This window comes from Aliidongia dinghuensis (assembly GCF_014643535.1).
Lineage (GTDB): Bacteria > Pseudomonadota > Alphaproteobacteria > ATCC43930 > CGMCC-115725 > Aliidongia > Aliidongia dinghuensis.
Genome location: NZ_BMJQ01000001.1, coordinates 353,025 through 379,272, shown reverse-complemented (window position 1 = coordinate 379,272; position 26,248 = coordinate 353,025). Strand labels below are relative to the sequence as shown.

At 66.7% G+C, this 26,248-nt stretch carries 28 protein-coding genes and 1 tRNA gene; 14 read left to right on the top strand and 15 right to left on the bottom strand.

The window, feature by feature from the left end; translation table 11 throughout:
• Positions 1 to 16 precede the first annotated feature (16 nt).
• The gene (locus tag IEY58_RS01870; RefSeq protein ID WP_189041845.1) at positions 17 to 691 is read left to right on the top strand and encodes a peroxiredoxin-like family protein; all 675 of its coding nucleotides are present in this window, start codon (positions 17 to 19) and stop codon (positions 689 to 691) included.
• 37 nt (positions 692 to 728) lie between these two features.
• Here the strand turns inward: IEY58_RS01870 and IEY58_RS01865 are convergent, their stop codons facing one another.
• Positions 729 to 1,625 (bottom strand): LysR family transcriptional regulator, encoded by an 897-nt coding sequence (locus IEY58_RS01865; protein WP_189041843.1) that lies wholly within the window; start codon positions 1,623 to 1,625, stop codon positions 729 to 731.
• 104 nt (positions 1,626 to 1,729) lie between these two features.
• Here IEY58_RS01865 and IEY58_RS01860 point away from each other — a divergent pair, with 104 nt between their 5' ends.
• The 4 genes from IEY58_RS01860 (at position 1,730) to IEY58_RS01845 (ending at position 4,939) form a co-directional block, all read left to right on the top strand.
• Entirely contained in the window at positions 1,730 to 2,242 is a 513-nt protein-coding gene (locus tag IEY58_RS01860; RefSeq protein ID WP_189041841.1) for a redoxin domain-containing protein, read from the top strand.
• A gap of 87 nt (positions 2,243 to 2,329) precedes the next feature.
• Complete coding sequence (locus IEY58_RS01855; protein WP_189041839.1) at positions 2,330 to 2,887, top strand: carboxymuconolactone decarboxylase family protein; 558 nt, start codon at positions 2,330 to 2,332, stop codon at positions 2,885 to 2,887.
• 30 nt (positions 2,888 to 2,917) lie between these two features.
• Positions 2,918 to 4,027, top strand: a complete 1,110-nt coding sequence (locus tag IEY58_RS01850; protein WP_189041837.1) for an alkene reductase — start codon at positions 2,918 to 2,920, stop codon at positions 4,025 to 4,027.
• A 78-nt stretch (positions 4,028 to 4,105) separates the two neighbouring features.
• Entirely contained in the window at positions 4,106 to 4,939 is an 834-nt protein-coding gene (locus IEY58_RS01845; protein WP_189041835.1) for an NHL repeat-containing protein, read from the top strand.
• A 7-nt stretch (positions 4,940 to 4,946) separates the two neighbouring features.
• Here IEY58_RS01845 and IEY58_RS01840 read toward each other — a convergent pair whose 3' ends face one another.
• Together IEY58_RS01840 and IEY58_RS01835 are read right to left on the bottom strand one after the other, a co-directional pair.
• Complete coding sequence (locus IEY58_RS01840; RefSeq protein WP_189041833.1) at positions 4,947 to 5,372, bottom strand: type II toxin-antitoxin system VapC family toxin; 426 nt, start codon at positions 5,370 to 5,372, stop codon at positions 4,947 to 4,949.
• Positions 5,369 to 5,623: a type II toxin-antitoxin system Phd/YefM family antitoxin gene (locus IEY58_RS01835; RefSeq protein WP_229743422.1), complete on the bottom strand. Its 255-nt coding sequence runs from the start codon at positions 5,621 to 5,623 to the stop codon at positions 5,369 to 5,371. Before IEY58_RS01835 ends, IEY58_RS01840 begins: the two co-directional genes overlap by 4 nt.
• A gap of 302 nt (positions 5,624 to 5,925) precedes the next feature.
• On the opposite strand from IEY58_RS01835, the gene IEY58_RS01830 reads away from it, so the two are divergent.
• Entirely contained in the window at positions 5,926 to 6,387 is a 462-nt protein-coding gene (locus IEY58_RS01830) for a hypothetical protein (RefSeq protein WP_189041829.1), read from the top strand.
• 3 nt (positions 6,388 to 6,390) lie between these two features.
• On the opposite strand, the gene IEY58_RS01825 is transcribed toward IEY58_RS01830, so the two are convergent.
• Positions 6,391 to 7,398, bottom strand: coding sequence for an IS1595 family transposase (locus IEY58_RS01825; protein WP_189041827.1), 1,008 nt, complete (start codon positions 7,396 to 7,398; stop codon positions 6,391 to 6,393).
• A gap of 298 nt (positions 7,399 to 7,696) precedes the next feature.
• Here IEY58_RS01825 and IEY58_RS01820 point away from each other — a divergent pair, with 298 nt between their 5' ends.
• Complete coding sequence (locus IEY58_RS01820; protein ID WP_189041825.1) at positions 7,697 to 8,311, top strand: NMCC_0638 family (lipo)protein; 615 nt, start codon at positions 7,697 to 7,699, stop codon at positions 8,309 to 8,311.
• 190 nt (positions 8,312 to 8,501) lie between these two features.
• On the opposite strand, the gene IEY58_RS01815 is transcribed toward IEY58_RS01820, so the two are convergent.
• Positions 8,502 to 8,702 (bottom strand): hypothetical protein, encoded by a 201-nt coding sequence (locus IEY58_RS01815; protein WP_189041823.1) that lies wholly within the window; start codon positions 8,700 to 8,702, stop codon positions 8,502 to 8,504.
• Positions 8,703 to 8,780: 78 nt separating this feature from the next.
• Here IEY58_RS01815 and IEY58_RS01810 point away from each other — a divergent pair, with 78 nt between their 5' ends.
• Complete coding sequence (locus IEY58_RS01810) at positions 8,781 to 9,605, top strand: hypothetical protein (protein ID WP_189041821.1); 825 nt, start codon at positions 8,781 to 8,783, stop codon at positions 9,603 to 9,605.
• Positions 9,602 to 9,964 (top strand): DUF2019 domain-containing protein, encoded by a 363-nt coding sequence (locus IEY58_RS01805; protein WP_189041819.1) that lies wholly within the window; start codon positions 9,602 to 9,604, stop codon positions 9,962 to 9,964. The genes IEY58_RS01810 and IEY58_RS01805 overlap by 4 nt, the downstream gene beginning before the upstream one ends.
• Before the next feature lie 158 nt (positions 9,965 to 10,122).
• On the opposite strand, the gene IEY58_RS01800 is transcribed toward IEY58_RS01805, so the two are convergent.
• The 6 genes from IEY58_RS01800 to IEY58_RS01775 all read right to left on the bottom strand — a co-directional run bounded on the left by IEY58_RS01800 (position 10,123) and on the right by IEY58_RS01775 (position 16,049).
• Positions 10,123 to 10,198, bottom strand: a tRNA-Phe gene (locus tag IEY58_RS01800).
• Positions 10,199 to 10,292: 94 nt separating this feature from the next.
• Positions 10,293 to 11,438 (bottom strand): rod shape-determining protein RodA, encoded by a 1,146-nt coding sequence (gene rodA, locus IEY58_RS01795; protein WP_189041817.1) that lies wholly within the window; start codon positions 11,436 to 11,438, stop codon positions 10,293 to 10,295.
• Positions 11,435 to 13,360, bottom strand: a complete 1,926-nt coding sequence (gene mrdA / locus IEY58_RS01790; RefSeq protein ID WP_308422376.1) for a penicillin-binding protein 2 — start codon at positions 13,358 to 13,360, stop codon at positions 11,435 to 11,437. Before mrdA ends, rodA begins: the two co-directional genes overlap by 4 nt.
• A complete protein-coding gene (gene mreD / locus IEY58_RS01785) occupies positions 13,357 to 13,866 on the bottom strand; it encodes a rod shape-determining protein MreD (protein WP_189041816.1) in 510 nt (169 codons plus the stop codon). The genes mrdA and mreD overlap by 4 nt, the downstream gene beginning before the upstream one ends.
• Positions 13,863 to 14,786 (bottom strand): rod shape-determining protein MreC, encoded by a 924-nt coding sequence (gene mreC, locus IEY58_RS01780; RefSeq protein ID WP_189041814.1) that lies wholly within the window; start codon positions 14,784 to 14,786, stop codon positions 13,863 to 13,865. Before mreC ends, mreD begins: the two co-directional genes overlap by 4 nt.
• A 225-nt stretch (positions 14,787 to 15,011) precedes the next feature.
• Positions 15,012 to 16,049, bottom strand: coding sequence for a rod shape-determining protein (locus IEY58_RS01775; RefSeq protein WP_189041812.1), 1,038 nt, complete (start codon positions 16,047 to 16,049; stop codon positions 15,012 to 15,014).
• Between the two features lie 473 nt (positions 16,050 to 16,522).
• On the opposite strand from IEY58_RS01775, the gene IEY58_RS01770 reads away from it, so the two are divergent.
• On the top strand, positions 16,523 to 18,082 hold the full coding sequence (locus IEY58_RS01770) for a S53 family peptidase (RefSeq protein ID WP_189041810.1): 1,560 nt from the start codon (positions 16,523 to 16,525) through the stop codon (positions 18,080 to 18,082).
• A 132-nt stretch (positions 18,083 to 18,214) separates the two neighbouring features.
• Here the strand turns inward: IEY58_RS01770 and ilvC are convergent, their stop codons facing one another.
• The 4 genes from ilvC to miaA all read right to left on the bottom strand — a co-directional run bounded on the left by ilvC (position 18,215) and on the right by miaA (position 22,779).
• Complete coding sequence (gene ilvC / locus IEY58_RS01765; protein WP_189041808.1) at positions 18,215 to 19,234, bottom strand: ketol-acid reductoisomerase; 1,020 nt, start codon at positions 19,232 to 19,234, stop codon at positions 18,215 to 18,217.
• Positions 19,235 to 19,416: 182 nt separating this feature from the next.
• A complete protein-coding gene (gene ilvN, locus IEY58_RS01760; RefSeq protein ID WP_189041806.1) occupies positions 19,417 to 19,932 on the bottom strand; it encodes an acetolactate synthase small subunit in 516 nt (171 codons plus the stop codon).
• Positions 19,933 to 19,980: 48 nt separating this feature from the next.
• Complete coding sequence (locus tag IEY58_RS01755) at positions 19,981 to 21,771, bottom strand: acetolactate synthase 3 large subunit (protein WP_189041801.1); 1,791 nt, start codon at positions 21,769 to 21,771, stop codon at positions 19,981 to 19,983.
• Between the two features lie 66 nt (positions 21,772 to 21,837).
• Positions 21,838 to 22,779, bottom strand: coding sequence for a tRNA (adenosine(37)-N6)-dimethylallyltransferase MiaA (miaA, locus tag IEY58_RS01750; RefSeq protein WP_189041799.1), 942 nt, complete (start codon positions 22,777 to 22,779; stop codon positions 21,838 to 21,840).
• A 98-nt stretch (positions 22,780 to 22,877) separates the two neighbouring features.
• On the opposite strand from miaA, the gene serB reads away from it, so the two are divergent.
• From serB to IEY58_RS01730, 4 genes are all read left to right on the top strand, one after another.
• Entirely contained in the window at positions 22,878 to 23,777 is a 900-nt protein-coding gene (gene serB / locus IEY58_RS01745) for a phosphoserine phosphatase SerB (RefSeq protein WP_189041797.1), read from the top strand.
• Positions 23,778 to 23,885: 108 nt separating this feature from the next.
• Positions 23,886 to 24,629, top strand: a complete 744-nt coding sequence (locus IEY58_RS01740; RefSeq protein WP_189041795.1) for a DUF2076 domain-containing protein — start codon at positions 23,886 to 23,888, stop codon at positions 24,627 to 24,629.
• Positions 24,630 to 24,771: 142 nt separating this feature from the next.
• Complete coding sequence (locus IEY58_RS01735; RefSeq protein WP_189041793.1) at positions 24,772 to 25,539, top strand: SDR family oxidoreductase; 768 nt, start codon at positions 24,772 to 24,774, stop codon at positions 25,537 to 25,539.
• Positions 25,540 to 25,601: 62 nt separating this feature from the next.
• Positions 25,602 to 26,246: a helix-turn-helix transcriptional regulator gene (locus IEY58_RS01730; RefSeq protein ID WP_229743421.1), complete on the top strand. Its 645-nt coding sequence runs from the start codon at positions 25,602 to 25,604 to the stop codon at positions 26,244 to 26,246.
• Positions 26,247 to 26,248: the final 2 nt, after the last annotated feature.

Genomic DNA, 26,248 nt, shown 5'->3' with positions numbered 1-26,248 from the left:
AGATGAGGAACCCAAGATGACGCTCCAGGCCAAGCTCGACGCTTTCAAGGCCGATTTCGAAGCGGGCAAGCCGCCCTACAGCGTGCCGCACTCGGTCATCGAGACGATGCACCGCGCGACCCGCGAGCTGATCGCATCCGGCGCCGCCAAACGCACGCTCAAGGTCGGCGACAAGGCGCCCGCCTTCACGCTCAAGGACCCGGAAGGCAACGAGGTCTCGTCGCTCGCCCTGCTGCAGAACGGCCCGCTGGTCGTGAGCTTCTACCGCGGCGTCTGGTGCCCGTACTGCAATATGGAGCTGCAGGCGCTCCAGGCGGCGCTGCCGGAATTCCAGCGCCGGGGTGCGAGCCTGGTCGCGATCTCGCCGCAGACCGCGCCCAACAGCCGCAAGTCGGCGCGCCAGAACAGCCTCGGCTTCCCGATCCTGTCCGACACGCACAACAACGTTGCCGGCGCCTTCGGCCTCCGCTTCGCGCTGCCCGACTATCTGGTCGAGCTCTATAAGAGTCTGAAGAACGACCTGCCGAACTTCAACGGCGACGACAGCTGGACCCTGCCGATGCCAGGCCGGTTCGTCATCGGCCAGGACGGAACGATCCTCTATGCCGAGGTCAACCCGGACTATACCCGCCGGCCGGACCCGGAGGAGCTACTGCCGGCGCTCGACCGGATCGCCACCGTCAACGCCTGACCGGGCAAACCCGGGCGCCGCGACGGCGCCCGGGTCGCTAGATGTCGGCCTTGCCGGCCAGTGCTTCCTCCAGGAATGCGACGAACGCGCGGGCCTTGGCCGTCGCGATGCGGCCGGCCGGGAAGACCGCCGAGAGATCGACCGGCGGCAGCTCCCAATCCGTCAGCACGGCCAGAACCCGTCCGGACGCCAGTTCCGGCGCGAACATCCACTCCGAGGCGACGGCGAGGCCGAGGTCGGCGAACACCGCGGCGCGCACGCCTTCGGCGGCCGTAACCTTGAGCCGGCTCTTCATGGCGACCGCGGTCTCGGCGCTGCCCTGCCGGAAAGTCCAGGCAGCGTCGTCGCCCTGCTGCAGGTAGATGATCGACTGATGGCCGACGAGGTCGCCCGGAACCTGCGGCATGCCGACCCGCACAAGATAGGCGGGTGTGCCGACGACGAGGCGCCGGCCACGGGCGATCCGGCGCGCCGTCAGGGCGGAGTCGGCAAGCGTGCCCATGCGGAACGCGACGTCGATGCCGTCCTGGATGAGGTCGATGTTGCGGTCGTCGAGCACGACCTCGAGTTCCAGGTCCGGATGCTCGGCCAGGAACTTCGGCAGTCGCGGGATGATGTGGAGGCTGGCGAAGGTCACCGCCGCGCAGACCCGGAGGCGGCCGGATAGGCTCGTGCCGGCACCGCGTGCGGCGAGGTCGGCCTCGTCGGCCTCCTCGATCGCGCGCTTCGCCCGCTCGTAGTAGCTCTGCCCGGCCTCGGTCGTCGTGAGCCCGCGCGTCGAACGGGTGAGCAGCTTGACGCCGAGCCGGTCCTCGAGCTGGGCCACGGTCTTGGAAACCGCCGGCTGGCCGACGCGCAGATGGCGGGCCGCGACCGAGAACGAGCCGCTTTCGACGACCCGGACGAACGTCTCCATGGCGGTCATACGGTCCATGAATATTCCTCCCGGGAATGGGGCTTATCACGTGAGCCGGCATGCCGCAACGCAGCTCTAAACAGCCGTCGGCGCAGAGCGCTCGACGATAAGGAAGGCAGCCGATGGTCGAGCTCGACGTCACCCGATCGGCCGTGAAGGCCGGGCAGATCGCGCCTGATTTCGCCCTGCCGGAGGTGCTGGGCGGCACCGTCGTCCTGCAGCACCTGCTGGAGAGGGGCCCGGCGATCATCTGCTTCCAGCGCAGCCCCTTTGACAGCGCTGCGTTCGAGGCGCTCTCCGCCCTTCAGCCCGAGGTCGCGCAGCACGGCGCCACGATCGTCGTGATCGTGCCGCCATACCGGGCGGAGGCTGCCGGACCGGACCTCAGCAGCCTGCCGTTCCCGGCCGGCCAGGATCACGACGGCAAGGTCGCCCGGGCCTATGGCCTGGACCTCGCGCGCCCACACCCCTCGGGACAGAGCCGGACGATGCCGGCGACGTATGTCGTCGATCGCGACGGCCGAATCGTCCTGTCGCTCATCGACACGACCTGCCGGGACTGCATCGAGCCGCGCCAGCTGCTGGCGGCGCTCGCCGGCCTGCGCCGTCGTCGGGAACATTCCCAACCGGAATAATTGATAGTCGGCCGGCCCGGCTATTCGCCACCGATCCAGAAACTAGATTTGGCTCGTCGACAACGACGTCCATCAAGGAGATCGATCATGACCCGCTTCACCAAGTACACGGAAGAGACCGCGCCCGAAGCCGCCAAGCCGGCGCTCGCCGCAACCAAAGCCGCCTTCGGCTTCGTGCCGAACCTGCAAGCGAATATGGCGGAATCGCCGGAGCTTCTGGCCGGTTACTCGACACTCTGGGATCTGTTCTCGAAGACGACGCTGACGCCGCATGAGCAGCAGGTCGTCTATCTGACCGCCAACTTCGAGAACGAGTGCCATTACTGCATGGCCGGCCACACGACGCTCGCCAAGATGCAGAAGATGGCCCCTGCCGCGATCGAGGCACTGCGCAACGGCACGGCGATCCCCGATGCCAAGCTCGAGGCGCTGCATCGCTTCGCGACGCTCGTCGTGCGCAACCGCGGCTGGGTTTCCGACGCGGACACGGATGCCTTCATCGCCGCCGGCTACACCCGGCAGAACGTGCTCGAGGTCGTCCTCGGCGTCGCGACCAAGGTGATGAGCAACTACACGAACCACATCGCCCATACCGAGCTCGACGGCTTCATGCGCGGCAACGAATGGACCAAGCCGGCCGCCTGACCGCCTCTCCCTTCATCAAGGAATAGTCCCATGTCGAAGCTGTTCTCGCCGGTGAAAATCGGCCCCTACGAGATCGCGCACCGCGTCGTGATGGCGCCGCTCACGCGCATGCGCTCGGAACCGGGCGACATCCCGGGCGACCTGATGGTCGAGTACTACAGCCAGCGCGCAAGCCAGGGCGGGCTCATCGTCTCCGAGGCGACCCCGGTTTCGGTGCGCGGCAATGGCTATGCCGGCGCGCCCGGCATCTATGACGACCGGCAGATCGCCGGCTGGCGGCGCGTGACCGACGCGGTCCATGCCAGGGGCGGGCGCATCTTCCTGCAACTCTGGCACGTCGGCCGGCAGTCGCACCCGTCGCTGCAGCCGAACGGCGAGGCCCCGGTGGCGCCGTCGGCGCTCCAGGCGGAGGGCGAGGCCTATGCCGCGGACGGGCCGGTGCCGTTCTCGATGCCCCGCGCCCTCGAACGACACGAGATCCCGGGCATCGTCGAGGAATTCCGCAAGGGTGCGGAACGCGCGCTCGCGGCCGGTTTCGACGGCGTCGAGTTGCACGGCGCCAACGGCTACCTGCCCGACCAGTTCCTGGAGGACGGCACCAACAAGCGCACGGACGACTATGGCGGGCCGATCGAGAACCGGGCCCGGTTCATGCTCGAGGTGGTGGACGCTCTGGTCTCGGTCTGGGGCGGCAATCGCGTGGCCGTCCGCCTGTCGCCGAGCGGCCAGTACGGCTCGATGCACGACAGCGACCCGGCGGCGACCTTCGGCTATCTGGTGAAACAGCTGAACCGCTTCGGCCTCGCCTATCTCCACATCATCGAGCCGCGCATCAAGGGCATCGAGGAGATCCAGGAGGGTGTCGCCCCGCTCGCGGCCCAGCATCTGCGCCCGATCTATCGCGGCACGATCATCGCCGCCGGTGGCTTCGACCGCCAGAAGGCGATCGAGATCGTCGAGGCCGGAACCGCGGATCTGGTCGCCTTCGGTCGCCATTTCATCGCCAACCCGGACCTGCCGGAGCGGCTGCGGCTGAACCTGCCGCTCAACCGCTATGACCGGGACACGTTCTATGGCGGCGACGGGCGGGGCTATGTCGACTACCCGTTCCACGACGCGACGGCGGCCGCCGCGGACTGACGGCCGCAACCGGATCGGCCGCCCGACCGGGCGGCCGATGCGCCATGCCAGCACAACGCCTCGAGCCCCAAGGAAGACATGCCCCTGCTCGTCACCAGCGCAGCAGGCGCCAACGGCGACGGCCACGGCGCGCTCCTCGCTTTCGCGCCTGACGGCCAATCGCTCGGGGCCTTCAGCACCGACCGCCGCATTGCCGATCCGCGCGGCCTCGGCGTCGACCGCGTTGCCGGCCTCCTGTTCCTCAACAGCGGCAGCGACCGCGTGCTGGCGCTCGATGCGCGCGGCACGGTCGTACGCGACAGCGGCCCGATCGACGGGCTCAACGCCGGCGGCGGCAACTTCGGCGCGGACGGCCGCTATAGCGTCGGGCTGCGCAGCGCACGCGCAATCATGGCCTTCGCCCCTGCCCTCGACGCGCCGGGCACGCTCGTGCTACCGCCAGGCATCGTGCCGTTTCCGCGTGGCTTTGCCTTCGCCCCGGACGGCCGGCTGTTTCTCGCGTCCGGCATCGGCCCGGACGGCACGGGCGACAACGCGATCCGCGCATTCGCCCCGAACGGCGCGCCTCTGCCGCGCTGGCATGTCGCGGACCCGGAACTGAGCCCGCTCGATCTCATCCTGGCGCCTACCGGCAATGTCGTCGTCTCGAGCGAGCGCCCGTTCGGCGCGCCCGACGCCGTTACCACGATCCGGGAATATGCCGCGCGCGACGGCCGGCTCGTCCGCGTCTTCTCGCCCGGCCGAACGGCTCGATTCTTGAAGCCGCGCGGCCTGCGCTTCGGGCCCGACGGGCACCTCTACTGCGTCGCCCGCGACGAGGTCGTAGCCTTCGACTTCACGACCGGCCGGTGCCTCGGCGCCGTCGTGACACTGCCGCGCCTCAATGGCCAGGCGCTGGCATTCTTTCCCTGATCGCGGCTCAGGCATCGCTCCAAGGGTTGATCAATCGAATGCCAAGGGCGTCGAAGTCGGAGACATTGCGGGTGACGAGCGTGAGGCCGTGCTGCTCCGCCGTCGCGGCGATGAAGGCATCCATCGTGCCGACGGGGCGGCCGGCGGCCTGTCCCCGCGCCATGATGCGGCCCCAGCAATCGGCCGTGCCCGCATCGACCGGCAACACGCGAGCCTCGAAGCGCGCGGGCATCTCGCCGATGAGCCAGGCATCGAGCCGGTCTCGTCGGGCACCCGAAGGCATCCGCTCGATCCCGTGACGCAGCTCCGCCAGCGTCACGACGCTGATGAACACACGATCCTCGTCCGCGTCGGCGAGCCAGGCCACGACGCCGCTATCGGGGCGCGGCTTCGTCCACTCCGACACGACGTTGGTGTCGAGCAGAAAATTCACAGATCGATCTCGCGCGGGGCATCCTTCGTCCGAGAGACCTCAAGGGTCGAACTGCGCAAGGGGGATTCCGCGAAGAACTCGGCCAGATTGCCGGGCCGGCGGGTCTTCCGTTCCCATTCCTCCGCAGACACCACGACGACAGCAACACGACCGTTCTTCGTGATGGTCTGCGGACCGCTCGCCCGCGCCTTGTCGACGACCTCGCTGAACTTCGCCTTCGCCTCAGCGAGTGTCCATGTTTCAATGGACATGGCCGACACTCCCATCTCAAAGAGAAGATCATTATAGTCATTATAGTCATTATAGTCATTTTGAGTAACGGAACAAGCATTGCGGGCAGGTGTCGGCGGGAGTGACGTCGCCTCCGTAAAGGTTTGCGATTGTGGTGGCTTCCGGACCGAATAAGCGAAGCGCGGTCCCGAAACGGCCGATGTTCTCTATTTGTTCTTTTCACTTGACCGTTCCGAATTAACGGGATTAGGTAGCAACTGCCACCGATTTGGCGAAGCCATTCCGGATATGATTCAGATCCCTTCCTCACAAGGATCTGACCATGGCCGTGAATGCCGTTCCCAAGGAAATCTTGCTGAAGCGCGCCGTGCTGCTCGACCGAGCGGACACGCTTGAAGGTGAGAAGCGAAAGCTACTGGACGACATTGAGGTTCTGGACCGGGCCGCGCTGATCTTCGATCCGACTTACACGCCCCAGACCGTTGGAAAGCGCCCGAAGGCCCAGGCTAGAAAGCCGTCCTCGATGCTGCCTGCCAGCGAACTCACCTCCATCATCGGGAAGCTCATCCGGTCCGCGGTCGAGCCGATGGCCACCTCGGCGATTGCGTCCGCCGTCGTTGATGCCAAGGAGCTGCCCGCCGACGACAAGCGCAAGTTCGACGCGCTCGTTCAGCGCGTCCGCACGATCCTGAATGGCCTGGAGCGGACCAAGGTCGTCGAGGGCATCCGCACCGACGGCGACAAACGCGTGCTGTGGCGGGCGCCGCTGCGCCAGGTCGGCTGACGTCTACGGCACGACGACCATGAAGGCGTCTTTCGGCGGATGGTTACCCTGCCAGTAGCCGCATAACCAGCGGCTCGTCCGATGTCCCATCGCCTTCGACAGCATGCCCCGCACGAGGGTGCGCATGTCGGTTCGGCGATGGTCCTCGCGCCAGGCCATCTCGAACGCGTACCAGTCCAGATACTGGCTCGCGATGTGATGGAAGGTGCCCCACTCGCCGCGCCGCACACGGCTGAAGAAGCTCTCGACCTGATTCGTCGAGACGCCAGCCTCGCTCCGGTAAGCGAGGCTGTGGTTGACGCGCTCGACCTCCTCGAACACCGCCGCCACCTGATTGTAGGCGTGGTGCTCGTCGGCGACGACCACGTGCGCATGTCTCGCGTAGCGTTGAAGCAGCGGCATGATGACGGCCGCGTCCTCCGTCTTTGTGATCGCCGTGACGATGCGGCCGTTGCGCTGGCGGATGGCAATGACGCACTTGCGCTTGCCGGTCTGGTTCTCGCGAAGGCGCCGGTCGATGCGGTCTTCGGCGCGATTCTCCGGCCGGATGTGGCCGCCGACGTACATGCCGTCGACCTCGACGGTGCCTTCGAGCATCAGCGAGGCGCGCTCGGCGGCGATCGCTTCACGGAGCTTCATCAGGTTGGCCCAAGCGGTCTTGTACTGGACGCCCAGCTCGCGTGCGACCTGGAGCGCCGCCTTGCCTTTCACGGCATGGGCCGAGAGCGCGATGGCGGCGAGCAACTGGCGGAACGGCAGCTTGTGATGGGCGAAGATTGTCCCGCTGGTCACGCTGAACTCGCAACGGCAGTCCTTCGCGCGGCACTTGAAGCGGCGGCGGCGCGTCTCCCAGGCGTCGGTGACGCCGCACCGCGGGCAGTACGGGACGCCGTCGGTCTCGGGCCAGCGAGCGCGGAGGAACCACTTGTAGGCGGCTTCCTCGGACATGCGGAAGACCCGATGCAGCGGCAGGGTCCGGCATTTCCTTGATAGCAGGTAGTGCTGCGCCATGGCTCAGCACCCCCGCGCCGGACGGCGCAGGGCGGCATATAGCCAAGCCCCCGACCGGGACGATCACGGCGGACAGCGGCGAAATGCGGGGGATGGGAGCGGGCATCTTTGGAGCCTCGACGGCAAGACCACGGCACAAACGAAAGCGACCCGGCTTGCCGGGTCTGGTGTCAGTCAGCGTGGGCTATCATCCAAAGCATGATGTGAACCATACACAAAAAAGCGAATTTGTCGATCGCCTTGCGATCGTAGCTCGACGTGGCCATGGTGTTGAGCGCAATGCACATGGGAGAGCAGAGTGAAGGCAAGAGTTTCACCCGTTGCTGGCAATCGATATTCCGTTCGTGTCCTGAAGCAACTCGCCTTGTCGATAGGGTTCATCGTTTCAGCTTCCCACGGCGCATTCGCTGCTGACTCTGGGGCATCGCTCGTCACCAGGCTATTCGTGAACGCCTGTGTGCCGAATATGGGCAAGCCGGAGCAAGTTCGTGCATGGGTGAACGAGAAACACCTTCCGGCCATTACAGCGGATATGCCGCTGTCCATATTCGTCGGGCCGGGCAGCAAGGGTGGTGCATGGTTTGTGCCCAGCGATAGTGGGAGCTTTGCTCTTTCAATTCGAGGAACTACCGAAGCTTGTGCAGTATGGGCGCGCACGGCGGACCCAGGAGAGGTCGAGAGCAACTTCAAGAAGATGATGGAAGGTGTCGCCCGGCCTGGAATCGAAATGTCCGTAGTGGAGGACAAAACGGTGCCTACGGCGTCAGGTCAGGCCCGCTCTCTGATTTACAAGATCAAGACTCCCGACTCGCCCGTCGGCTTCTTGTTCACCATGCTTACTGCTGAACGTCCTGGAGGTGCATTTCAGGCATCCCTTCAGCTCGCGAAAGGTCAAGAAAATTCAAACAATTAGCGTCCGTTCGGTGGCGCTTGCTACCTAATCCCGCGAATTAAGTCGGTCAAATGGCCGAGCATGGTGAAGCCGCGCCGAGCGTGCTTCCACCGCTTCAAAACCGCCGCGGCTAACGCCGCCGGCGGTTTTCTTTTGCTCGACAGTCCCGAGGATTCTCAATGCAGGTCATATCGATCACGCAGGCGTCTTGTCACGTGTCCACGCGGCCCAGGCTTCTGCTGGCGAAGGCATCGGCCGTCTGGCTCTGGCCGGGCATCCCGCTAACCGAGCGGCGCGGCGTGACCATCCAGCCGACTTCGCCCGAAGCCATGCGCTTCTGGCTGAGCAAGTCCTGGGGCCGGAGATCGTCGGTCGACCGGTGCCGATGCATGTTGCTCAGGCTGCCGGGCATCTGACGTCGGGCGACGAACCGGCCGCCCAGCGGTGCCTCGACCGGGCGGACGCGGCGACATGGTCACCGGAGGGCGCCATGCTGGCCGCAGCGGTCGCGACCCGCCTCGGCATCAATGTCCCCGAGATGTCGATCGCCAAACGGATGGCGCTGTGGGATCGGCGCTTCGTCTCGGACTTGGCGTCGAGCTTCGACCGTTTCGCCGAAGCCGCCGACCGGCTCGACAAAGCAGGCAACTGGGACCCCGATGACCATCCGCGCTGGCCCAAGGGCACGACCGATGGCGGGCGATTTCGGGGCAAGCCGGCGGCATCGCCGCCTGATCCCGTGCCCGACCGTCCCGGCATCGGCCACAATGGCGGCCCTCCGCTCTTCGACGATGTGCCGCCGGTGCCGGCGGAAGATCCCGGGCCTTCCTCCCGTTGGCAAGTCATCAAAATGGTTGCGGGCTGGGCCGCGAAGCGCGCTGCGATCATGGCCGGCGAAGACATCGCCGGCGGCCCCGTTGGCTTGTTGCTGAATGCGGCGCAGATCGCTGTGTGGGTCCATGATTATGGTCCCTACATCCAGGCTTATATCGATCCACCGCAACCGCTTGAGGATCTCGAAGCGGCGGCACAAGGACCGGCACGCCGGGGATATGATGTCCATCACATCGTGGAACAGGCGTCAGGACGCAGCGGCGAAATTCCGACACAATTGATCGCTTCCGGGGAGAATCTTGTCAGCATTCCCACATTGAAGCATTGGGAACTCAATTCTTGGTACCAGACGCCAGATCCAGCGTTTGTCGATACGGAAGGCAATTTAATGACGCCTCGGGAATATCTTCAGGGAAAAGGCTATGATGAACGCAGAAGAGTTGGGCTGATGGGCCTACGAACCGTGGGGGTCTTAAAATGAAACTCGACAAGATGACAGTCGATGAACTCGTCTCACTTTTTGCTTCACTGGGCGAGAGACAGTATCCTTTGACACTGAACGATGAAGTAAAGTCGGCGAACCATCTTATCAGACAGCAAAATGAGATCAGCAAGGAACTCCGGCGACGAGGTATCGCGGCACGCCTGGAACTGACCAAGCTATTCAATCACCCAAACATCCAGGTTCGGATGAACGCTGCCAAATGGAGCATAGGGATCGCTCGCGAGCCTGCTCTGAACGTCCTTCGACAGATCACCAAGGAGGATTTCGGCGCGTTCAGATTGTCTGCCGGCATGACCGTCGCTCTTGTCGAGGACGGCACCATCAACCCGACCTGACGCCTGCCATTTTTTCGGTGCACGCCCTTTCGGCATGACCGCCCGAGGCAGGAAATCAAATAAAATCAGTGAAGTGTGTTAGGGGATGATGAGACTCCCCAATTCGATTCCCAACCCGGAAATCGCAACTCATTGATAACATTGAAAAATCATGGGAATGGTGCCCAGGGGCGGAATCGAACCACCGACACTGCGATTTTCAGTCGCATGCTCTACCAACTGAGCTACCTGGGCTCCGGGGCAACCGAAGGAGCGCTTCTATAGGAAATATCCGCGCGGCTGTCCAGCACGGCTTTGCATGCGGGGGATGCGCGGAAAAGGCTTGGCACTAGCTCTCCGACTCGCCACGCCGGTTGATGCGCACGTCGCGGTGGATATAGACGCTGATGACGAGGCCGAAGCCGAACATGAGCGTCAGCATCGCCGTGCCGCCGTAGGAGATGAGCGGCAGCGGCACGCCCACCACGGGGATGAGGCCCATCACCATCGCCGTGTTGATGAAGACATAGAGGAAGAAGTTGAGCGTGATGCCCAACGCCAGCATGCGGCCGAAATGGTTGCGGCTCCTGAGCCCAATCGCGCAGCCATAGGCCACAACCAGCGCGTAGAGTGCCAGGAGCACGCAGCCGCCGGCCATGCCAAATTCCTCGGCGAACATGGTGAAGATGAAGTCGGTATGCTTCTCGGGCAGGAAATTGAGGTGGCTCTGCGTGCCCTGCAGGTAGCCCTTGCCCCACATGCCGCCGGAGCCGAGCGCGATCTTGGACTGGGTGATGTGATAGCCGGCCCCCAGGCTGTCGTTCTCCGGATTGAGGAAAGTGAGGATGCGCTTCTTCTGATAGTCGCGCATGAAGCCGAAGGCGATCGGCACCAGGCCCGCGCCGGCCGCGATCGCGATCGCGAATTTCCAGAGCCGGACGCCGGCCAGGAAGAAGATGCCGCCGGTCGACATGACCAGCATCATCGCCGTGCCCAGGTCGGGCTGCTTCATCACCAGCGCCGCCGGCACCAGCAGCAGCAGGAGCGGATAGAGAAGATGCAGCGGCCGCCCGACCTCCTCGACCGTGCGCGTGTTGAAATACCGCGCCAGCACCATGACGAGGCCGATCTTCATCAGCTCCGACGGCTGCAGCGACAGGGGGCCGAGCTCGATCCAGCGCTGGGCGCCGAGACCCGTGCGCCCATGCAGGTCGACCGCGACCAGCAGCACGAGCCCGACCACATAGATCGGATAGGCGGCCTTGAGCCAGAAACGGATGTCGACGATCGCCACGCCCAGGAGCAACGCCAGCGAAATGGCGTAGCGGATCATCGACTTCGACGCCCAGGGGTCGAAGCTGGCGTTCGCCGCCGAATAGAGCACCATGAAGCCGATGCCGGCGATGGCGCTCAGCAGGAAGATCAGGCCCCAGTTGATGCTGCGCAGCTTCTCGGCGAAGTCCGGCGTATGGCCGCGCTCGGCGCCGAAGCTCATGGTGTCTTGTCCGGGGTCGAGGCGGCACCCGCGTCCGCCACGATCAGCGGGTCGGGCGGCACGCGCCGCGACGGGTCGCGCCGCTGGCACTCGCGCAGCACGTCGCGCGCGATGGGGGCCGCATATTTGCCGCCGGCGATGCCGTGCTCGATGAACACGGCGCAGGCATAACGCGGGTTGCCGACCGGCGCGAAAGCGATGAACAGCGCATGCTCGCGGTCCTTCCACGGCAGCTGCTCGCCCTTCTTGATGCCGCGCTCGCGCTCGGCGGCGGTGATCTGGCGGAATTGCGAGGTGCCGGACTTGCCGCCCATCTCCATGCCCGGATCGGTAATGCGCGCGCCATAGGCGGTGCCGCCAAGCTCGTTCGTGACGGCGTTCATGCCGGAGAGCACGGCATTGATATGGGCGGGGTTGAAGCCCAGCGACGGATAGTCCTTGGCGCCGAAGTCGGGATCGAACGGCTTGCCCGCCTCCATGATGCCGGGCTGGCGCTCCAGATGCGGCACCAGCGCCCGGTTCGAGATGATGCGCGACAGCATGGTCACGAGCTGCAGCGGCGTCACCGCGATATAGCCCTGGCCGATGCCGATCGACGGCGTGTCGCCGTCGACCCAGCGCACGCCGAATTTCTTGAGCTTCCAGGCGCGCGTCGGGATGTTGCCCGGCCGCTCGTTCGGGATGTCGATGCCGGTGAGCTCGCCCATGCCGAGCCGGTGCGCCATGGCGGCGACCCGGTCGACGCCGACCCGCATGGCGACCTCGTAGAAATAGACGTCGCAGGAATTCTTCAAGCCGCCGTGCAGGTCGAGCGTGCCGTGCCCGCCGTGGCGCCAGCAGTGGTATTCATGGTCGCCGAGCGTGAAGACGCCTGGGCAATTCACCCGGAAGTCGGGCGTGATGACGCCGGAGTCGAGCGCCGCCATGGCGACGACCGGTTTGAAGGTCGAGCCCGGCGGGTTCACGCCCTGGGTCGCCTTGTTGTAGAGCGGCGTATGCGGGTCGGTGTTGAGCGCGTTCCAGACCGACGCCTTGAGGCCGTGCGTGAAGCTGTTCGCGTCATAGGACGGCGAGGAGGCCATGGTCAGGATCTCGCCCGTCACCACGTCCATCACGATACAGGTCGCCGCCTCCTCCGACCGCAGGCGCCGCATGGTGAAGTCCTGCAGCGCCATGTCGAGCGTAGTTGCGACCTCCTGGCCCGGCTGACCGTCGTCACGGCTGATCTCGCGCACGACGCGGCCGAACGCATTGACCTCGATCTGGCTGGTGCCGGCGGTGCCGCGCAGCTCCAGATCCATCGATTTCTCAATGCCCGACTTGCCGATGCGGAAGTCCGGCAGCTCCATCAGCGGATCGCCGGTCAGTTCCTTCTCCGAGACCGGCGCCACGTAACCGGTAATATGGCTCGTCCGGTCGGCGAACGGATAGTAGCGGTTGCGCCCGACCTCGATCTGCACGCCGGGCAGTTCCGGGACATTGACCTCGATGCGGGCGACCTCCTCCCACGAGAGATTCTCGCGCACGACGATCGGCACGAAGGAGTGCTTGCTCTTGATCTCGCGCAGCACCCGATGGCGCTCGTTGTCGCCGAGCGGGATGAGGGTGCCGATCGCGTTCAACGTACTGTCGATGTCGCCCGCCTGCTCGGCGACGAGGACGACCCGGTAGCTCTGCTGGTTGACCGCGAGCGGCACGCCGAACCGGTCGAGGATGCGCCCGCGCTGCGGCGCCAGCAGCCGGAGATTGATCCGGTTCTCCTCGGCCAGCACCTTGTATTTGTCGGCCTGCAGCACCTGCAGGTAATACATGCGGGCGGTGAGCGCCCCCACGAGGCCCAGCTGAATGCCGCCCAGCATCAGCGTGCGGCGGGTCAGGACCTTGTAACGGCTCTTGTCCTGGGCGAGCGGGCGCGGCTTCACGACGACATCACCCGCTGCACGCGCGAGAAGACCCAGGACAGCATCGGATAGAACGCCGCGGTCAGCACCGCCTGGAACGCGAAGCTGCGCGGATCGGGCAGGTGCCCGCTATAGAGCGCGCCCATGCCCCAGCGCAGCAGGGTGACGGCGACGGTCGCCAGCACGAAGCCCCACCACAGGATCGGGAAGTTCTTGCCGACGAAGAATTTGCGCTGGGTCAGCACGATCGCGCGCACGGTCAGAAGCGCGAACGGCGTCACCCCCGGCGGCCCGAAGGTCAAGAGATCGATCAGCAACCCGACCAGGAACACCACCAGGTAAGGCAGATGGTCCGGTCGATAGATCGTCCAGTAATAGATCGACATCAGTACGTAGTCGGGCGTCACCTGGGCATAGCCCGGAATGTCGACGGGTATCACGGACAGGATGGCGAGCACCAGCGTGAAGGCGGTCGGCACCAGCCTCTGGCCGATGCCGTCGACCGTCTCGACCGGCTTGGCCTTCATGGCGTGGGACCGGCCTCGCCCTTCCCCGCATCGCCCTTCGGCCGCTTCGGCGCCTTTGGCTGCGGCACCGCGTCGGGCGGCAGCACGCCCGACAGGCCGAAATCGACGATACGCAGATATTCGACGCGGCTCAGATCCGCGAACGGCTCGACCCGGATGTTGCCGCCCTCGACGGCGGCGACCGTGCCGATCGGCATGCCCGGCGGGAACACGCCCCCATCGCCCGACGTCACCACCCGGTCGCCGACATTGATCTTGGCGTGAGCGCCCAGATAGGCCAATTGCGGCCGGTCGGTATTGTCGCCGGCCAGGATCGCATGCTCGTCGCTGCCGCCGACGACGACCGGGATCCGCGAGTTCAGGTCCGTGATCATCAGCACGCGGGCCGCGCGCTCGCCGACCTCGGTGACACGGCCGATGAGGCCGGTGCCGCCCGCGGCCGCCTGGCCCTTGGCAACGCTGTCGAGCGTGCCGCGGTTGACCAGCAGGTTGCGCGAGAACGCGCCGCCCGAGGTGCCGATGACGCGGGCGGTGATGAACCAGGTGGAGCCGTCCGGCTGATAATTGAGCAGGCTGCGCAGACCCGCGTTCTCATTGTCGAGCCGGTGAGCCACTTGCTGCCACTGCAGCAGCGCCGCGTTCTCGGCACGCAGGCGCTCGTTCTCGCGATAGAGCTCGGCCAGGGCATGGAAATGCGCCACCGTATCGCTCACGGCGGTGACGGGCTGGGTCATCGCCTCCAGCACCGGCGCCATGACGTCGTTGACCTGCGTCCGGATCCGCTCGATCAACGCCTGGTCGGCGCGCCCGACGATCATGATCGCAACCGAAAGCAGCACAAGTGCCGAATAGGCGAAACGCTGCGCCGCCGATTTCAGCGGTCCGACAATCTGCGAAACAGGTGCCGAGCGCGATTTCACGAACGTTCCCCACGACGGATGGAGGACCTCGACACAACCATCAAATGTGCCGCCCCCGCCTCGTTGATTGTCGTCATATCACACGAAAGGGCAAACAATCGATTACGGAAATCAGAGTTCAGACCATCCGAGGTCGCAAATGCTTCAAATTTGACCGATAGATGACACAAATCGTTTCGAATGCGACTCATGGCTTGGCAAACCCGACGCCGGACGGTGACCCGATCAATACATGCTGATGAGGACGTTCCGGAGCGCCTTGTCTTCGAGCGCGCGGCCCGTCCCCATGGCGACGCAGGTCAAGGGATCGTCGGCGATCGAGACCGGCAGGCCGGTCGCATGGCGCAGGATGTAGTCGAGATTGGCCAGGAGCGCGCCGCCGCCGGTCAAGACGATGCCCTTGTCGACGATGTCGGCCGCCAGTTCCGGCGCCGTGTGCTCGAGCGCCACCTTGACCGCCTCGACGATCGCGCCGACCGGCTCGGCCAGGCTTTCCGCGATCTGCCGCTCGCTGATCACCAGTTCCTTGGGCACGCCGTTCATCAGGTCGCGGCCGCGGATCTCCATGACCCGGCCCTCGCCGTCCTCGGGCATGCAGGCGGAGCCGATCTCCTTCTTGATCCGCTCGGCCGAGCCTTCGCCGACCAGGAGGTTATGGTTGCGGCGCATGTAGGCGATAATGGCCTCGTCGAGCTTGTCGCCGCCGACGCGCACCGAGCGCGAATAGACGATGCCGGCCAAGGACAGCACCGCCACCTCGGTCGTGCCGCCGCCGATGTCGACGACCATCGAGCCCGACGGCTCGGTCACCGGCAGGCCGGCGCCGATCGCGGCCGCCATCGGCTCCTCGATCAGGTACACCTTGCGCGCACCGGCGCTCTCCGCCGATTCCTGGATGGCGCGGCGTTCAACCGCGGTCGAGCCCGAGGGCACGCAGACGATGATCTCGGGCGAAGCGAAGCTGCGCCGGTTGTGCACCTTGCGGATGAAATGCTTGATCATCTCTTCCGCGACTTCGAAATCGGCGATGACGCCGTCGCGCAAAGGGCGGATCGCCTGGATGTTGCCGGGCGTCCGTCCGAGCATCAGCTTCGCTTCATCGCCGACGGCGAGGACCTGCTTCTTGCCCTTGACGCTCAGGATGGCGACGACGGACGGCTCGTTCAGCACGATGCCCCGGCCCTTCACATAGACCAGGGTATTCGCCGTGCCGAGATCGATCGCCATATCGGCGGACATCCAGCCCAGTAGTGATCCAAACATGTGTCTTTGCTCGATGGTGCGAAGGAACGAAATTTCCGAAACGCCCGGCGCCCGCCGGACAGGCCCGGGTCGGATGCGGGGCGGGTCTAGGGCTGCAGTCCGCGGACGCCGCCGGCCGGCCCTGGACCCGGCGCGCCCGGCGGGCGGGCGGTCGACGGGGCGAGACGGGTGAACGCGGAACGAATGATCATGGACATCGGGACGCAAATCCGCCGGACGATCGCCGTCCGGCACGGGCTCTAAGGCAAGCCGCGCGCGACACGCGCCCGACACCGGCAGTAGGTCTAGCGAGTCACGTTTGGAGTCGCAAATGGATTCATGAGGCGGATTTGCGGCAAATCCCGCGGTTGCGGCGGGGCTGCCGTGCGCCGGGCAGGACTGTCGGTGCGCGGCCTATGCCTGAGATTGCGATCCCCCCGCCGCCCCGGCGAATAGGCTACAATCCGGAGTCTCCTCCGACGACAACGGGCACGATGATGATGGCCGAGCGGCATCTTGCGGATTTTCCCGACAGTCTCCTGCCCCCGCCCGAGGATGCGACACGGACCGGCGACGCGCCGGCCGACGAGCGGCTCGAACTCAGCCTCTACCTGAAGCCGCAACCCGGTGAGGCCGAAAGCGTCGCAGGGGCCCAGGACCCACGCGCCGCCCTCGCCGCCCGCCGGCACGCGCGCCACCGAGATGATATCGCCCGGGTCCGGCAGTTCGCCGCCGACCACAGCCTCACCGTGGCATCGGTCGAGCCGGCGCGGCGCCTCGTCAAGCTCGCGGGCACCGTCGCCGCCTGCGAGGCCGCGTTCGGCACCAAGCTCAGCCTCTACCGCCAGGGCGAGCGGCAGTTCCGCGGCCGCAGCGGCATGCTGCGCCTGCCGGCCGACCTGCTGCCGATCGTCGAGGCGGTGCTGGGCCTCGACGACCGTCCGGCCGCCTTCGCCAAGGCGCTCCGCATGGACGACGTCGCCGCCGGTGCCGGCTATCGGCCGAACCGGATCGGTGCGTTCTACGATTTCCCGACCGGCGTCACCGGGGCCGGGCAATGCATCGCCATCATCGAGCTGGGCGGCGGCTATCTCGACGCCGACAATGCGGCCGCCTTCGCGGCCATGGACCTGCCCCTGCCCGAGATTGTCGCGGTACCGATCGACGGTGCTACGAATGCACCCGGCCATTCGACGGCGGCCGACGAGGAGGTGGCGCTCGACCTGCAGGTGGCGGGCGGCGTGGCGCCCGGCGCCAGGCTCGCGGTCTATTTCGCGCCCGCCAGCTTCGCGGGCTTCGTCGATGCGGTGAGCGCGGCGATCCACGACCCGGCGCACGCGCCGGGGGCGCTGTCGATCAGCTGGGGCGTCAACGAGACTGCCTGGTCGGCGGCGGCGCGCCAAGCTATGGATTCAGCGCTGGAAGATGCGGCCAAGCTCCGCGTCTCGGTGTTCGTCGCGGCCGGCGACAATCTCGCGACCAACGGCAAGACCGACGGCGCGCTCCACGTGCAATACCCGGCGTCGAGCCCCTGGGCGATCGGCTGCGGCGGCACGGCGATCACGACCGACGGCGCCCGCATCACGGCCGAGACGGTGTGGAGCGACACGGGCAACGGCGAGGGGACCGGCGGCGGCATCAGCACGCTCTATCCGGTGCCGGACTTCCAGCAGGCGGCCAACCCGCCGGTCCAGATGCAGACCCGCCAGCCCGGACGTGGCGTGCCCGACGTCGCGGGCGACGCGGCCCAGCCGAGCGGCTATGTGATCGTGCTGAACGGCGTCACAAAGACGATCGGCGGCACCAGCGCCGTGGCTCCGCTCTGGGCCGGTCTCGCGGCCCTCATCAACGAACGGGCGCCCGCGCCGTTGGGATTCTTCCTGCCGACGCTCTATGCCGAGCCCGGCCTGCTGCGCCCGATCACCGAGGGCGACAACAAGCCCAAGGGCACCGAACTCGGCTATGTCGCCGGCCCCGGCTGGAACCCCTGCACCGGCCTGGGCGTGCCCAAGGGACAGGCGCTGTTCGAGCGGTTTACGAAAACGAATAGCTGAGGGGCACCCCTCACCCCGACCCTCTCCCCGCCATGCGGGGCGAGGGAGAAAAGAAAACCCTCTCCCGCACAAGCGGGAGAGGGTGCCGAGCATCGCGAGGCGGGTGAGGGCGCCGCCGCTGTACCGATTGCCTCAGTTCTTCGTCTTGTCCACCAGCCGGTTCTTGGCGATCCACGGCATCATGGCGCGCAGCTTCTCGCCGACCTGCTCGATCGGGTGCTCGGCGGCGCGGCGGCGCATGGCCTTGAAGCTCGCCTGGCCGGCCTTGTTCTCGAGTACCCAGTCGCGGGCGAAGCGGCCGGACTGGATGTCGTCGAGCACGCGCTTCATCTCGGCCTTGGTCTCGGCCGTGACGATGCGGGGACCGCGGGTATAGTCGCCGTACTCGGCCGTGTTCGAGATCGAGTAGCGCATGTTCGCCATGCCGCCCTCATAGATGAGGTCGACGATCAGCTTCACCTCATGCAGGCACTCGAAATAGGCCATTTCCGGCGCATAGCCGGCGTCGACCAGCGTCTCGTAGCCGGCCTGGATGAGCGCCGTCAGGCCGCCGCACAGCACGGCCTGCTCGCCGAACAGGTCGGTCTCGCACTCTTCCTTGAACGTGGTCTCGATCACGCCGGCCCGGCCGCCGCCGATCGCGGACGCATAGGAGAGCGCGATCTCGAGCGCGTTGCCCGACGGGTTCTGCGCCACCGCGACCAGGCAGGGCACACCGCCGCCGCGCTGATATTCCGAGCGCACCGTGTGGCCCGGACCCTTGGGCGCGATCATGAACACGTCGAGATCCGGGCGCGGCTCGATCAGCTTGAAATGCACGGCCAGGCCATGGGCGAACGCGATCGCGGCACCCTCGCGCAGGTTCGGCTTCAGCTCGTTTTCCCAGATGTCGGCCTGCAGCTCGTCCGGCGTCAGCACCATGACCACATCGGCGACCTTGGCGGCCTCGCCCGCGGACAGGACCGTGAAGCCGGCAGCCTCGGCCTTCTTGGCCGTGGCCGAGCCGGGACGGAGGCCGATCACGACCTCCTTGACGCCGCTGTCCTTCAGGTTGTTCGCGTGGGCATGGCCCTGGCTGCCGTAGCCGATCACGGCGATCTTCTTGCCCTTGATCAGGTTCACGTCGGCATCGTGATCGTAGTAGACGCGCATGCTGGATACTCTCGTTGGGGCGCCGGTTCGGACGGGCGCGGGGTCGTTAATATCAGATCGTCATCCCCGCGAAGGCGGGGATCCAGCGTTACGCGCGGGAGCGCGGACAAGAGTCTTGTCGCCGCGGACGCGGCTCTTGCTGGATTCCCGCCTACGCGGGAATGACATGAGAAGCGGTGCCATCACAAGGGCGCCGTACCGCGCGACATGGCGGCGATGCCGGTGCGGGCAAGCTCGACCAGGCCCAAGGGCATCATGAGGTCGACGAACGCGTCGAGCTTCTCGCTCGCTCCCGTGACCTCGAAGATGAAGGATTCGATCGTCGAATCGACGACGCGCGCCCGGAAAATCTCGGCGAGCCTGAGCGCCTCGATGCGTCGCTCGCCCGTGCCCGCAACCTTGATGAGCGCCAGCTCGCGCTCGACATGCGGGCCTTCCTCGGTCAGGTCCTTCACCATATGGACCGGCACCAGGCGCGACAATTGCGCCTTGATCTGCTCAATCACCATGGGCGTGCCGGACGTGACCAGCGTAATGCGCGACAGGCCGGCGCTGCGCTCGACCTCGGCCACGGTCAGGCTCTCGATATTGTAGCCGCGGCCGGAAAAGAGGCCGATGACGCGGGCGAGCACGCCCGGTTCGTTGTCGACGACGACGGCGATGGTATGGCGTTGGGTGGCGGTTTCGATGATGGCCATGATCTGCTGCTTCCTCGTGCGGGGACGTATGCGGACGGAACGGCGGCTCTATACGAGCACCATCCCCTCCTCTGCCCCGGACGTGGAGCCGGGCTTGTCCTCAGGCCCGAGCAGCATCTCGTTGTGCGCCGCCCCCGACGGGATCATCGGGAAGCAATTCTCCTTGGGATCGACCGCGACATCGACGATGACCGGGCCCGGCGTCTCGATCATGCGGCGGATCGCATCGTCCAGCTCCGAGACCGCGGTCACGCGCAGGCCGGTGGCGCCGAACGCGTCGGCCAGCTTCACGAAATCGGGCAGCGCCTCGGAATAGCTCTCCGAATAGCGCCCGCCGTGGATCAGCTCCTGCCACTGGCGGACCATGCCCATATACTGGTTGTTGAGGATGAACACCTTCACCGGCAGCCGGTACTGTGCCAGCGTCGACATTTCCTGGATGTTCATCAGGATCGACGCCTCGCCGGCGATGTCGACGACGAGCGCGTCCGGATGGGCGATCTGCACGCCCATCGCCGCCGGCAGGCCGTAGCCCATGGTGCCGAGCCCGCCCGAGGTCATCCAGCGGTTCGGCTCTTCGAACTTGAAGAACTGCGCCGCCCACATCTGGTGCTGGCCGACCTCGGTCGTAACGTAGGTGTCGCGGCCGCGGGTCAGCGCATAGAGCCGCTCGATCGCGTACTGCGGCTTGATGATCTTGTCCGTACGATGATAGGCGAGGCAGTTCCGGGCCCGGCGCCGCTCGATCTCGGTCCACCAGGGGGCGAGCGCCTTCTGATCCTTGCGGAAGCCCCGGGATTTCAAGGCCGCGATCAGCGCCTTGAGGCTCGCCGTCACGTCGCCGACGATGCCGATGTCGACCCGGACGTTCTTGTTGATCGACGACGGGTCGATGTCGATCTGGATCTTCTTCGACCCGGGCGAGAAGGCGTTGAGGCGCCCCGTCACCCGGTCGTCGAAGCGCGCGCCGACCGCCAGCATGACGTCGCAGTCGTGCATGGCATGGTTCGCCTCGTAGGTACCGTGCATGCCGAGCATGCCGAGGAACCGCGGGTCGGACGCCGGCAGCGCACCCAGGCCCATGAGCGTCAACGTGCAGGGAAAGCCGGTCATCTCGACCAGCTCGGCCAAGAGCTTGCTCGCCTCGGGCCCGGAATTGATGATGCCGCCGCCGCCGTAGAGGATCGGCCGCTTGGCATTCATCAGCAACTCGGCCGCCGCCGCGATGCCGTCGGCCGCGGGCTCGAGCCGCGGGCGATAGGTCTTGTGCTCGACCGCGGCCGGCGAGCTGTACGCGCCCGTGCCGACCAGGATGTCCTTGGGCAGGTCGATCACGACCGGACCGGGCCGGCCGCTGCGCGCGACGAAGAACGCCTCGTGCACCGTGCGGGCGAGCTTGCGGATGTCCTTGACCAGGTAATTGTGCTTCGTGCACGGCCGGGTGATGCCGGTCGTGTCGGCCTCCTGGAACGCATCGTTGCCGATGAGATGGGTCGGCACCTGGCCCGTGAGGCAGACGACCGGCACCGAGTCCAAGAGCGCGTCGGTCAGGCCGGTGACGGCATTGGTCGCGCCCGGCCCGCTCGTGACCAGGACGACGCCGACCTTGCCGGTCGAGCGCGCGTAGCCCTCGGCCGCATGGACCGCCGCCTGCTCGTGGCGGACCAGGATGTGGCGGATCGAGTTCTGCTGAAAGAGCGCGTCATAGAGCGGAAGGACGGCGCCGCCCGGATAGCCAAATACCACCTCGACGCCCTGGTCTACGAGCGCCTTAAGCACGATTTCCGCGCCGTTCAGCGCGCGTGCTTCGGGTGTCGTGGACGTCGTTCCGGCGGTCATGATGCGGCTCCTCTCCTCGCAGGGTCCTTCAGGGAAGCGGACCCTAGCGAGCGTAGATTGCGCGGGTCAAGTCCAATCGCAAATTTTCTGACAAACCGACGCAACCAAACTATGCGAAAGTTGCGTGTCTAAAATCTCGGCATCCGCTAACTGACGGCGAAACCAGGTAAATTGCCGTTTCGCATAGTTCCGTGTCGCTTGTTGCGCCGCGGCAATCGTCGCCTCCAAATCGAGTGCGCCCGCGAGATGGCGGGCCAGTTCCGGCACGCCGACCGCCTTCATGATCGGCAGTTCGGGCGGAAGATGGCGTGCGACGAGCCGTGCCACCTCGTCGAGCGCGCCGGCCGCTATCATGGCGCGGAACCGGCCGTCGCAGGCGGCATAGAGCGCCTCCCTGGGCGGCAGCAGCACGAATTGCCGGCTCCGGTAGCGCGGCACGCTGGCCGCCGCCTCTCGTTGCCAGTCGCCGAGCGTGCGGCCGGTGGCACGCACCACCTCGTAGGCGCGTACCAGGCGCTGGCTGTCGCCCGCTGGCAGGCGCTGCGCCGCGTCCGGATCGAGCGCTGCGAGCTCGGCCCGGAACGCCTCGCCGCCGATCGCGCGATGGCGCGCGCGGGCCGCCTCGCGGATGTCTTCCGGGATCTCCGGCACCGGCGCGATGCCGGTGAGGAGGGTCCTCAGGTAAAGCCCGGTGCCGCCAACCACGATCGGCAGGCGCCCGGCCGCATGCGCCACCGCAATCTCGGCACGGGCCATTTCGGCCCAGCGCGCGGCGGAGCAGAGCTCGGCGCCGTCAAGGATGCCGTCCAGCCGATGGGGCGCCGCCGCGAGTGCCGCATCGTCGGGCCGGGCGGTCAGCACGCGCAGGTCGCGGTAGACCTGCATGCTGTCGGCATTGATGATCGTGCCGTCGAACCGGCGCACGAGTTCCAACGCCAGGGCGGACTTGCCGCTCGCGGTCGGGCCGGCGACGATGATGAGCTTTCCGGTCGTGGTTCCAAGGGTCATATTCCGAGGGATAGCAGGGTTCGGCCGCGGGAACGAGGCTGGACAGAAGCCCCTGCGCCCGCGATAAGGGCGCACCTCTTGCAGCGGCCGGAATCCCCATGACCGAGCATGTCCTGACCTTGATCGCCGCCGCGCGCGGCGGCCTCGCCGCCGAGACCGTTGATGCCATCGCCGCCGCCCTCGCCCGCTTGGGTGCCGATGTCGGCCGGCCGGACTGGCTCGATGAGCACCGGGTCTGCGACCTGCCCTTTGCCGATCTCAACGACGACCAAGCCGACGCGGCCGCCCGTGCCCTGCTGGGTGATGCTCCGGTCGACGTCATGGCGCAGCCGGCGGCCGACCGGCGCAAGCGGCTGCTGATCGCCGACATGGAATCGACGCTAATCGAGAACGAGATGCTGGACGAGCTCGCCGACCATGTCGGCAAGCGCGCCGAGATCGCGGCGATCACGGCCCGGGCCATGAACGGCGAGCTCGATTTCCGCGGCGCGCTCGATGCGCGGGTCAAGCTCTTGGCCGGGCTCGACGCCGCGGTGCTGGACGAGACGGCTGAGGTGATCCGCTACACGCCCGGCGCCGGTGCGCTCATCGCCACCATGCAGGCGAACGGTGCGCGGACCGCGATCGTCTCGGGCGGCTTCCGCTGCTACACCGCGCGGGTCGCCCGCACGCTCGGCGTCGATCTCGATTTCGGCAATGAACTCGAGGTCGTGGACGATCGGCTGACCGGCCGGGTCGTGCCGCCGGTGCTCGGGCGCGAAGCGAAGCTCGAGACGCTGGTGCGGCTTGCAGCCGAATCCTCCCTGCCGCTCAGCGCGACACTCGCGACCGGCGACGGCGCCAACGATCTCGACATGATCGCGGCGGCCGGCCTCGGCGTCGCGTTCCGCGCCAAGCCGATCGTCGCCGCCCAGGCGAAGTGGCGCGTGATCCACGGCGACCTGACGGCGCTACTCTATGCCCAGGGCTACCGCGCAGGCGAGATCGTCGCAGGCTGATCGGGCCGGTTGCGGCGCTGGTTGCGGCGTCGGACGAACCTTCCCACATAAGGGCCGTTCGCGACCGTGCGGGATCCGCGATCCGCGCGGTGCCGATGGAGGTTCGATATGACGCCCGAAGAACGGCAATTGCTTACTGCCCTTGCCGACCGTGTCCGCAACACCCCGGTCCAGCAGAAGGACGAGGAGGCCGCGGCGCTGATCCGTGATCTGGTGCAGGCCCGGCCCGATACGCCCTACATCCTAGCCCAGACGACGCTGATGCAGGATTTCGCGCTCCGCACCGCCCAGGCGCAGATCGCCGACCTGCAGCGCCAGCTGACCGAGGCCAAGCAGGCGGCCCCCGCCACCGGCGGCGGCAGCTTCCTGGGCGGCCTGTTTGGTACCAGCAGCCAGAGCGTGCCGCCGTCCGGCCCCTGGGTGCGCCCGCAGGCACAGGCTTATGCCCAGCCGCAACCGGCCTATACCCAGCCGGTCTATGCCGCCCCGGTGCTGCAGCCGAGCCAGACCTCGGGCTTCCTGCAGAGCGCGGCGCAAACCGCCCTCGGCGTCGCCGGCGGCATGATGCTGTTCGAGGGCATGGAATCACTGTTCTCCGGGCATCACGGCGGCTGGGGCGGCGGCCCGTGGGGCGGCGGTCCCTGGGGCGGTGGCGGCGGCTACGGCCCGACCGAGAACATCACCGAGATCGTCAACAACAACTACTACGACACGCCGAGCTCGGGCGCCGAGCCGCGCAGTGCCGACTATTCGCCCGACCCGGGCTACCAGGATGCCAGCTTCGACGACGGCAGCGACCCCGGTAGCGACCTGGGCGGCGATTTCGGCAGCGACGACGACCAGTCGATCTAGGCTGACACCTCCTCCCATCCCTCTCCGCCCCCCGGTCCATACACCCGGGGGCGGAGAGGAGACATTGCGCCGCGCCCGCTTGCCCCGCTGCCGCACCGGCGCCATTCTGGTTGCAAATTCAAATAACGACGAGGGACGGAGCATGGGCGCACTCGACGGCAGGATCGCCTGGATCACCGGCGGCGGCACCGGCATCGGCCGGTCGGCCGCCCATGAACTGGCAGCCGCCGGCGCCACGGTCGTGGTGTCGGGGCGTCGGCGCGAGCCGCTCGACGCGGTCGCGGCCGAGATCCGCGCCACGGGCGGCGTGGCCGACGTGGAGCCGCTTGATGTTGCGAGCGAGGTGGAGGTCGCAGCCGGCGGTGCGGCGATCCAGGCGCGCCACGGCCGGGTCGACATCCTGATCAATTCCGCCGGCATCAACGCACCCAACCGCTTCTTCAAGAACCTGACGGGCGAGGCTTGGAACAGGGTGGTCCAGACCAACCTGAACGGCGCGCTCTACGCGATCCAGGCGGTACTGCCCGGCATGCGCGAGCGGCGCGATGGGCTCGTCGTCAATGTCGCGTCCTGGGCCGGCAAGGATCATGTCTATTTCACCGGTGCCGCCTATACGGCGAGCAAGCATGCGCTCGTCGCCATGACCATGTCGCTGCATCTGGAAGAATGCGTGAACGGCATCCGCGCGACCGCGATCTGCCCGGGCGAGGTTGCGACGCCGATCCTGAAGGGCCGGCCGGTGCCGCCGTCGGACGAGGAGATCGGCCGCATGCTGCAGCCCGAGGACATCGGCCGCACCGTGCGCTTCGTCGCCGAGATGCCGCCGCACGTCACGATCAACGAGATCCTGATCGCGCCGACCTGGAACCGCATGTTCCTGGGCGGCGCCGACATCGCCCAGCCGCGCTGAAGCATCCTCAGGCAATTTAGAAAGAATTGTCTTTTTAAATTTCCTGACCTATCGTGCCCGGCATGACAACCGATCTGCCGGATCGCACGAGCGATCGCCTGCTCCACGCGCTCAAGGCGGCCGGCCCGCAGACGGCCGCGGCCCTGGGCCAGCGCCTCAACGTCACTGCCGTTGCCGTGCGCCAGCATGTGGAGCGGCTCGCCGCCGCTGAGCTGGTCGAGTACCAGGACCGGCGGGAGGCGGTCGGCCGGCCCAAGCGCTACTGGCGCCTGACCGACGCGGGCCATCGCCGCTTCCCCGAGAACCATGCCGGCCTGACGCTCGAGCTGATCAGCGCCGTCTCGGCCGTGTTCGGCGAGGCGGGCCTCGACCGTCTGATCGATCATCGCGAACAGGCGATCCTGCAGAGCTACCGCGCCCGCCTCGCCCCGGCCGCGAGCCTCGGCGAGAAAGTGGCACTGCTCGCCGAGCAGCGTGCAGCCGAAGGCTACATGGCCGAGATGCGGACGACCGACGACGGCACGTTCCTGCTCGTCGAGAATCACTGCCCGATCTGCATCGCGGCAAGCCGCTGCCAGAACCTGTGTCGCTCCGAGCTTGCGATCTTCGCGGCCGTCCTTGGTGACGAGGCGGAGATCGCGCGGATCGAGCATATCCCGGCCGGCGCACGGCGCTGCGCCTATCAAATCCGGCCGCGAGTCCGATAACC

What these genes read in the sequence shown, in the direction of transcription:
- IEY58_RS01770 (WP_189041810.1), top strand. Translation starts at nt 16,523, where the DNA reads ATGATGATGGCCGAGCGGCATCTTGCGGATTTTCCCGACAGTCTCCTG.
- serB (WP_189041797.1), top strand. Translation starts at nt 22,878, where the DNA reads ATGACCGAGCATGTCCTGACCTTGATCGCCGCCGCGCGCGGCGGCCTC.
- miaA (WP_189041799.1), bottom strand. Translation starts at nt 22,779, where the DNA reads ATGACCCTTGGAACCACGACCGGAAAGCTCATCATCGTCGCCGGCCCG.
- IEY58_RS01865 (WP_189041843.1), bottom strand. Translation starts at nt 1,625, where the DNA reads ATGGACCGTATGACCGCCATGGAGACGTTCGTCCGGGTCGTCGAAAGC.
- IEY58_RS01735 (WP_189041793.1), top strand. Translation starts at nt 24,772, where the DNA reads ATGGGCGCACTCGACGGCAGGATCGCCTGGATCACCGGCGGCGGCACC.
- IEY58_RS01850 (WP_189041837.1), top strand. Translation starts at nt 2,918, where the DNA reads ATGTCGAAGCTGTTCTCGCCGGTGAAAATCGGCCCCTACGAGATCGCG.
- IEY58_RS01825 (WP_189041827.1), bottom strand. Translation starts at nt 7,398, where the DNA reads ATGGCGCAGCACTACCTGCTATCAAGGAAATGCCGGACCCTGCCGCTG.
- ilvC (WP_189041808.1), bottom strand. Translation starts at nt 19,234, where the DNA reads ATGCGCGTCTACTACGATCACGATGCCGACGTGAACCTGATCAAGGGC.
- IEY58_RS01860 (WP_189041841.1), top strand. Translation starts at nt 1,730, where the DNA reads ATGGTCGAGCTCGACGTCACCCGATCGGCCGTGAAGGCCGGGCAGATC.
- IEY58_RS01830 (WP_189041829.1), top strand. Translation starts at nt 5,926, where the DNA reads ATGGCCGTGAATGCCGTTCCCAAGGAAATCTTGCTGAAGCGCGCCGTG.
- IEY58_RS01815 (WP_189041823.1), bottom strand. Translation starts at nt 8,702, where the DNA reads ATGCCCGGCAGCCTGAGCAACATGCATCGGCACCGGTCGACCGACGAT.
- IEY58_RS01870 (WP_189041845.1), top strand. Translation starts at nt 17, where the DNA reads ATGACGCTCCAGGCCAAGCTCGACGCTTTCAAGGCCGATTTCGAAGCG.
- IEY58_RS01755 (WP_189041801.1), bottom strand. Translation starts at nt 21,771, where the DNA reads ATGACCGCCGGAACGACGTCCACGACACCCGAAGCACGCGCGCTGAAC.
- IEY58_RS01805 (WP_189041819.1), top strand. Translation starts at nt 9,602, where the DNA reads ATGAAACTCGACAAGATGACAGTCGATGAACTCGTCTCACTTTTTGCT.
- IEY58_RS01855 (WP_189041839.1), top strand. Translation starts at nt 2,330, where the DNA reads ATGACCCGCTTCACCAAGTACACGGAAGAGACCGCGCCCGAAGCCGCC.
- IEY58_RS01730 (WP_229743421.1), top strand. Translation starts at nt 25,602, where the DNA reads ATGACAACCGATCTGCCGGATCGCACGAGCGATCGCCTGCTCCACGCG.
- IEY58_RS01775 (WP_189041812.1), bottom strand. Translation starts at nt 16,049, where the DNA reads ATGTTTGGATCACTACTGGGCTGGATGTCCGCCGATATGGCGATCGAT.
- IEY58_RS01810 (WP_189041821.1), top strand. Translation starts at nt 8,781, where the DNA reads ATGCTGGCCGCAGCGGTCGCGACCCGCCTCGGCATCAATGTCCCCGAG.
- mreD (WP_189041816.1), bottom strand. Translation starts at nt 13,866, where the DNA reads ATGAAGGCCAAGCCGGTCGAGACGGTCGACGGCATCGGCCAGAGGCTG.
- rodA (WP_189041817.1), bottom strand. Translation starts at nt 11,438, where the DNA reads ATGAGCTTCGGCGCCGAGCGCGGCCATACGCCGGACTTCGCCGAGAAG.
- ilvN (WP_189041806.1), bottom strand. Translation starts at nt 19,932, where the DNA reads ATGGCCATCATCGAAACCGCCACCCAACGCCATACCATCGCCGTCGTC.
- IEY58_RS01740 (WP_189041795.1), top strand. Translation starts at nt 23,886, where the DNA reads ATGACGCCCGAAGAACGGCAATTGCTTACTGCCCTTGCCGACCGTGTC.
- IEY58_RS01845 (WP_189041835.1), top strand. Translation starts at nt 4,106, where the DNA reads ATGCCCCTGCTCGTCACCAGCGCAGCAGGCGCCAACGGCGACGGCCAC.
- IEY58_RS01835 (WP_229743422.1), bottom strand. Translation starts at nt 5,623, where the DNA reads ATGTCCATTGAAACATGGACACTCGCTGAGGCGAAGGCGAAGTTCAGC.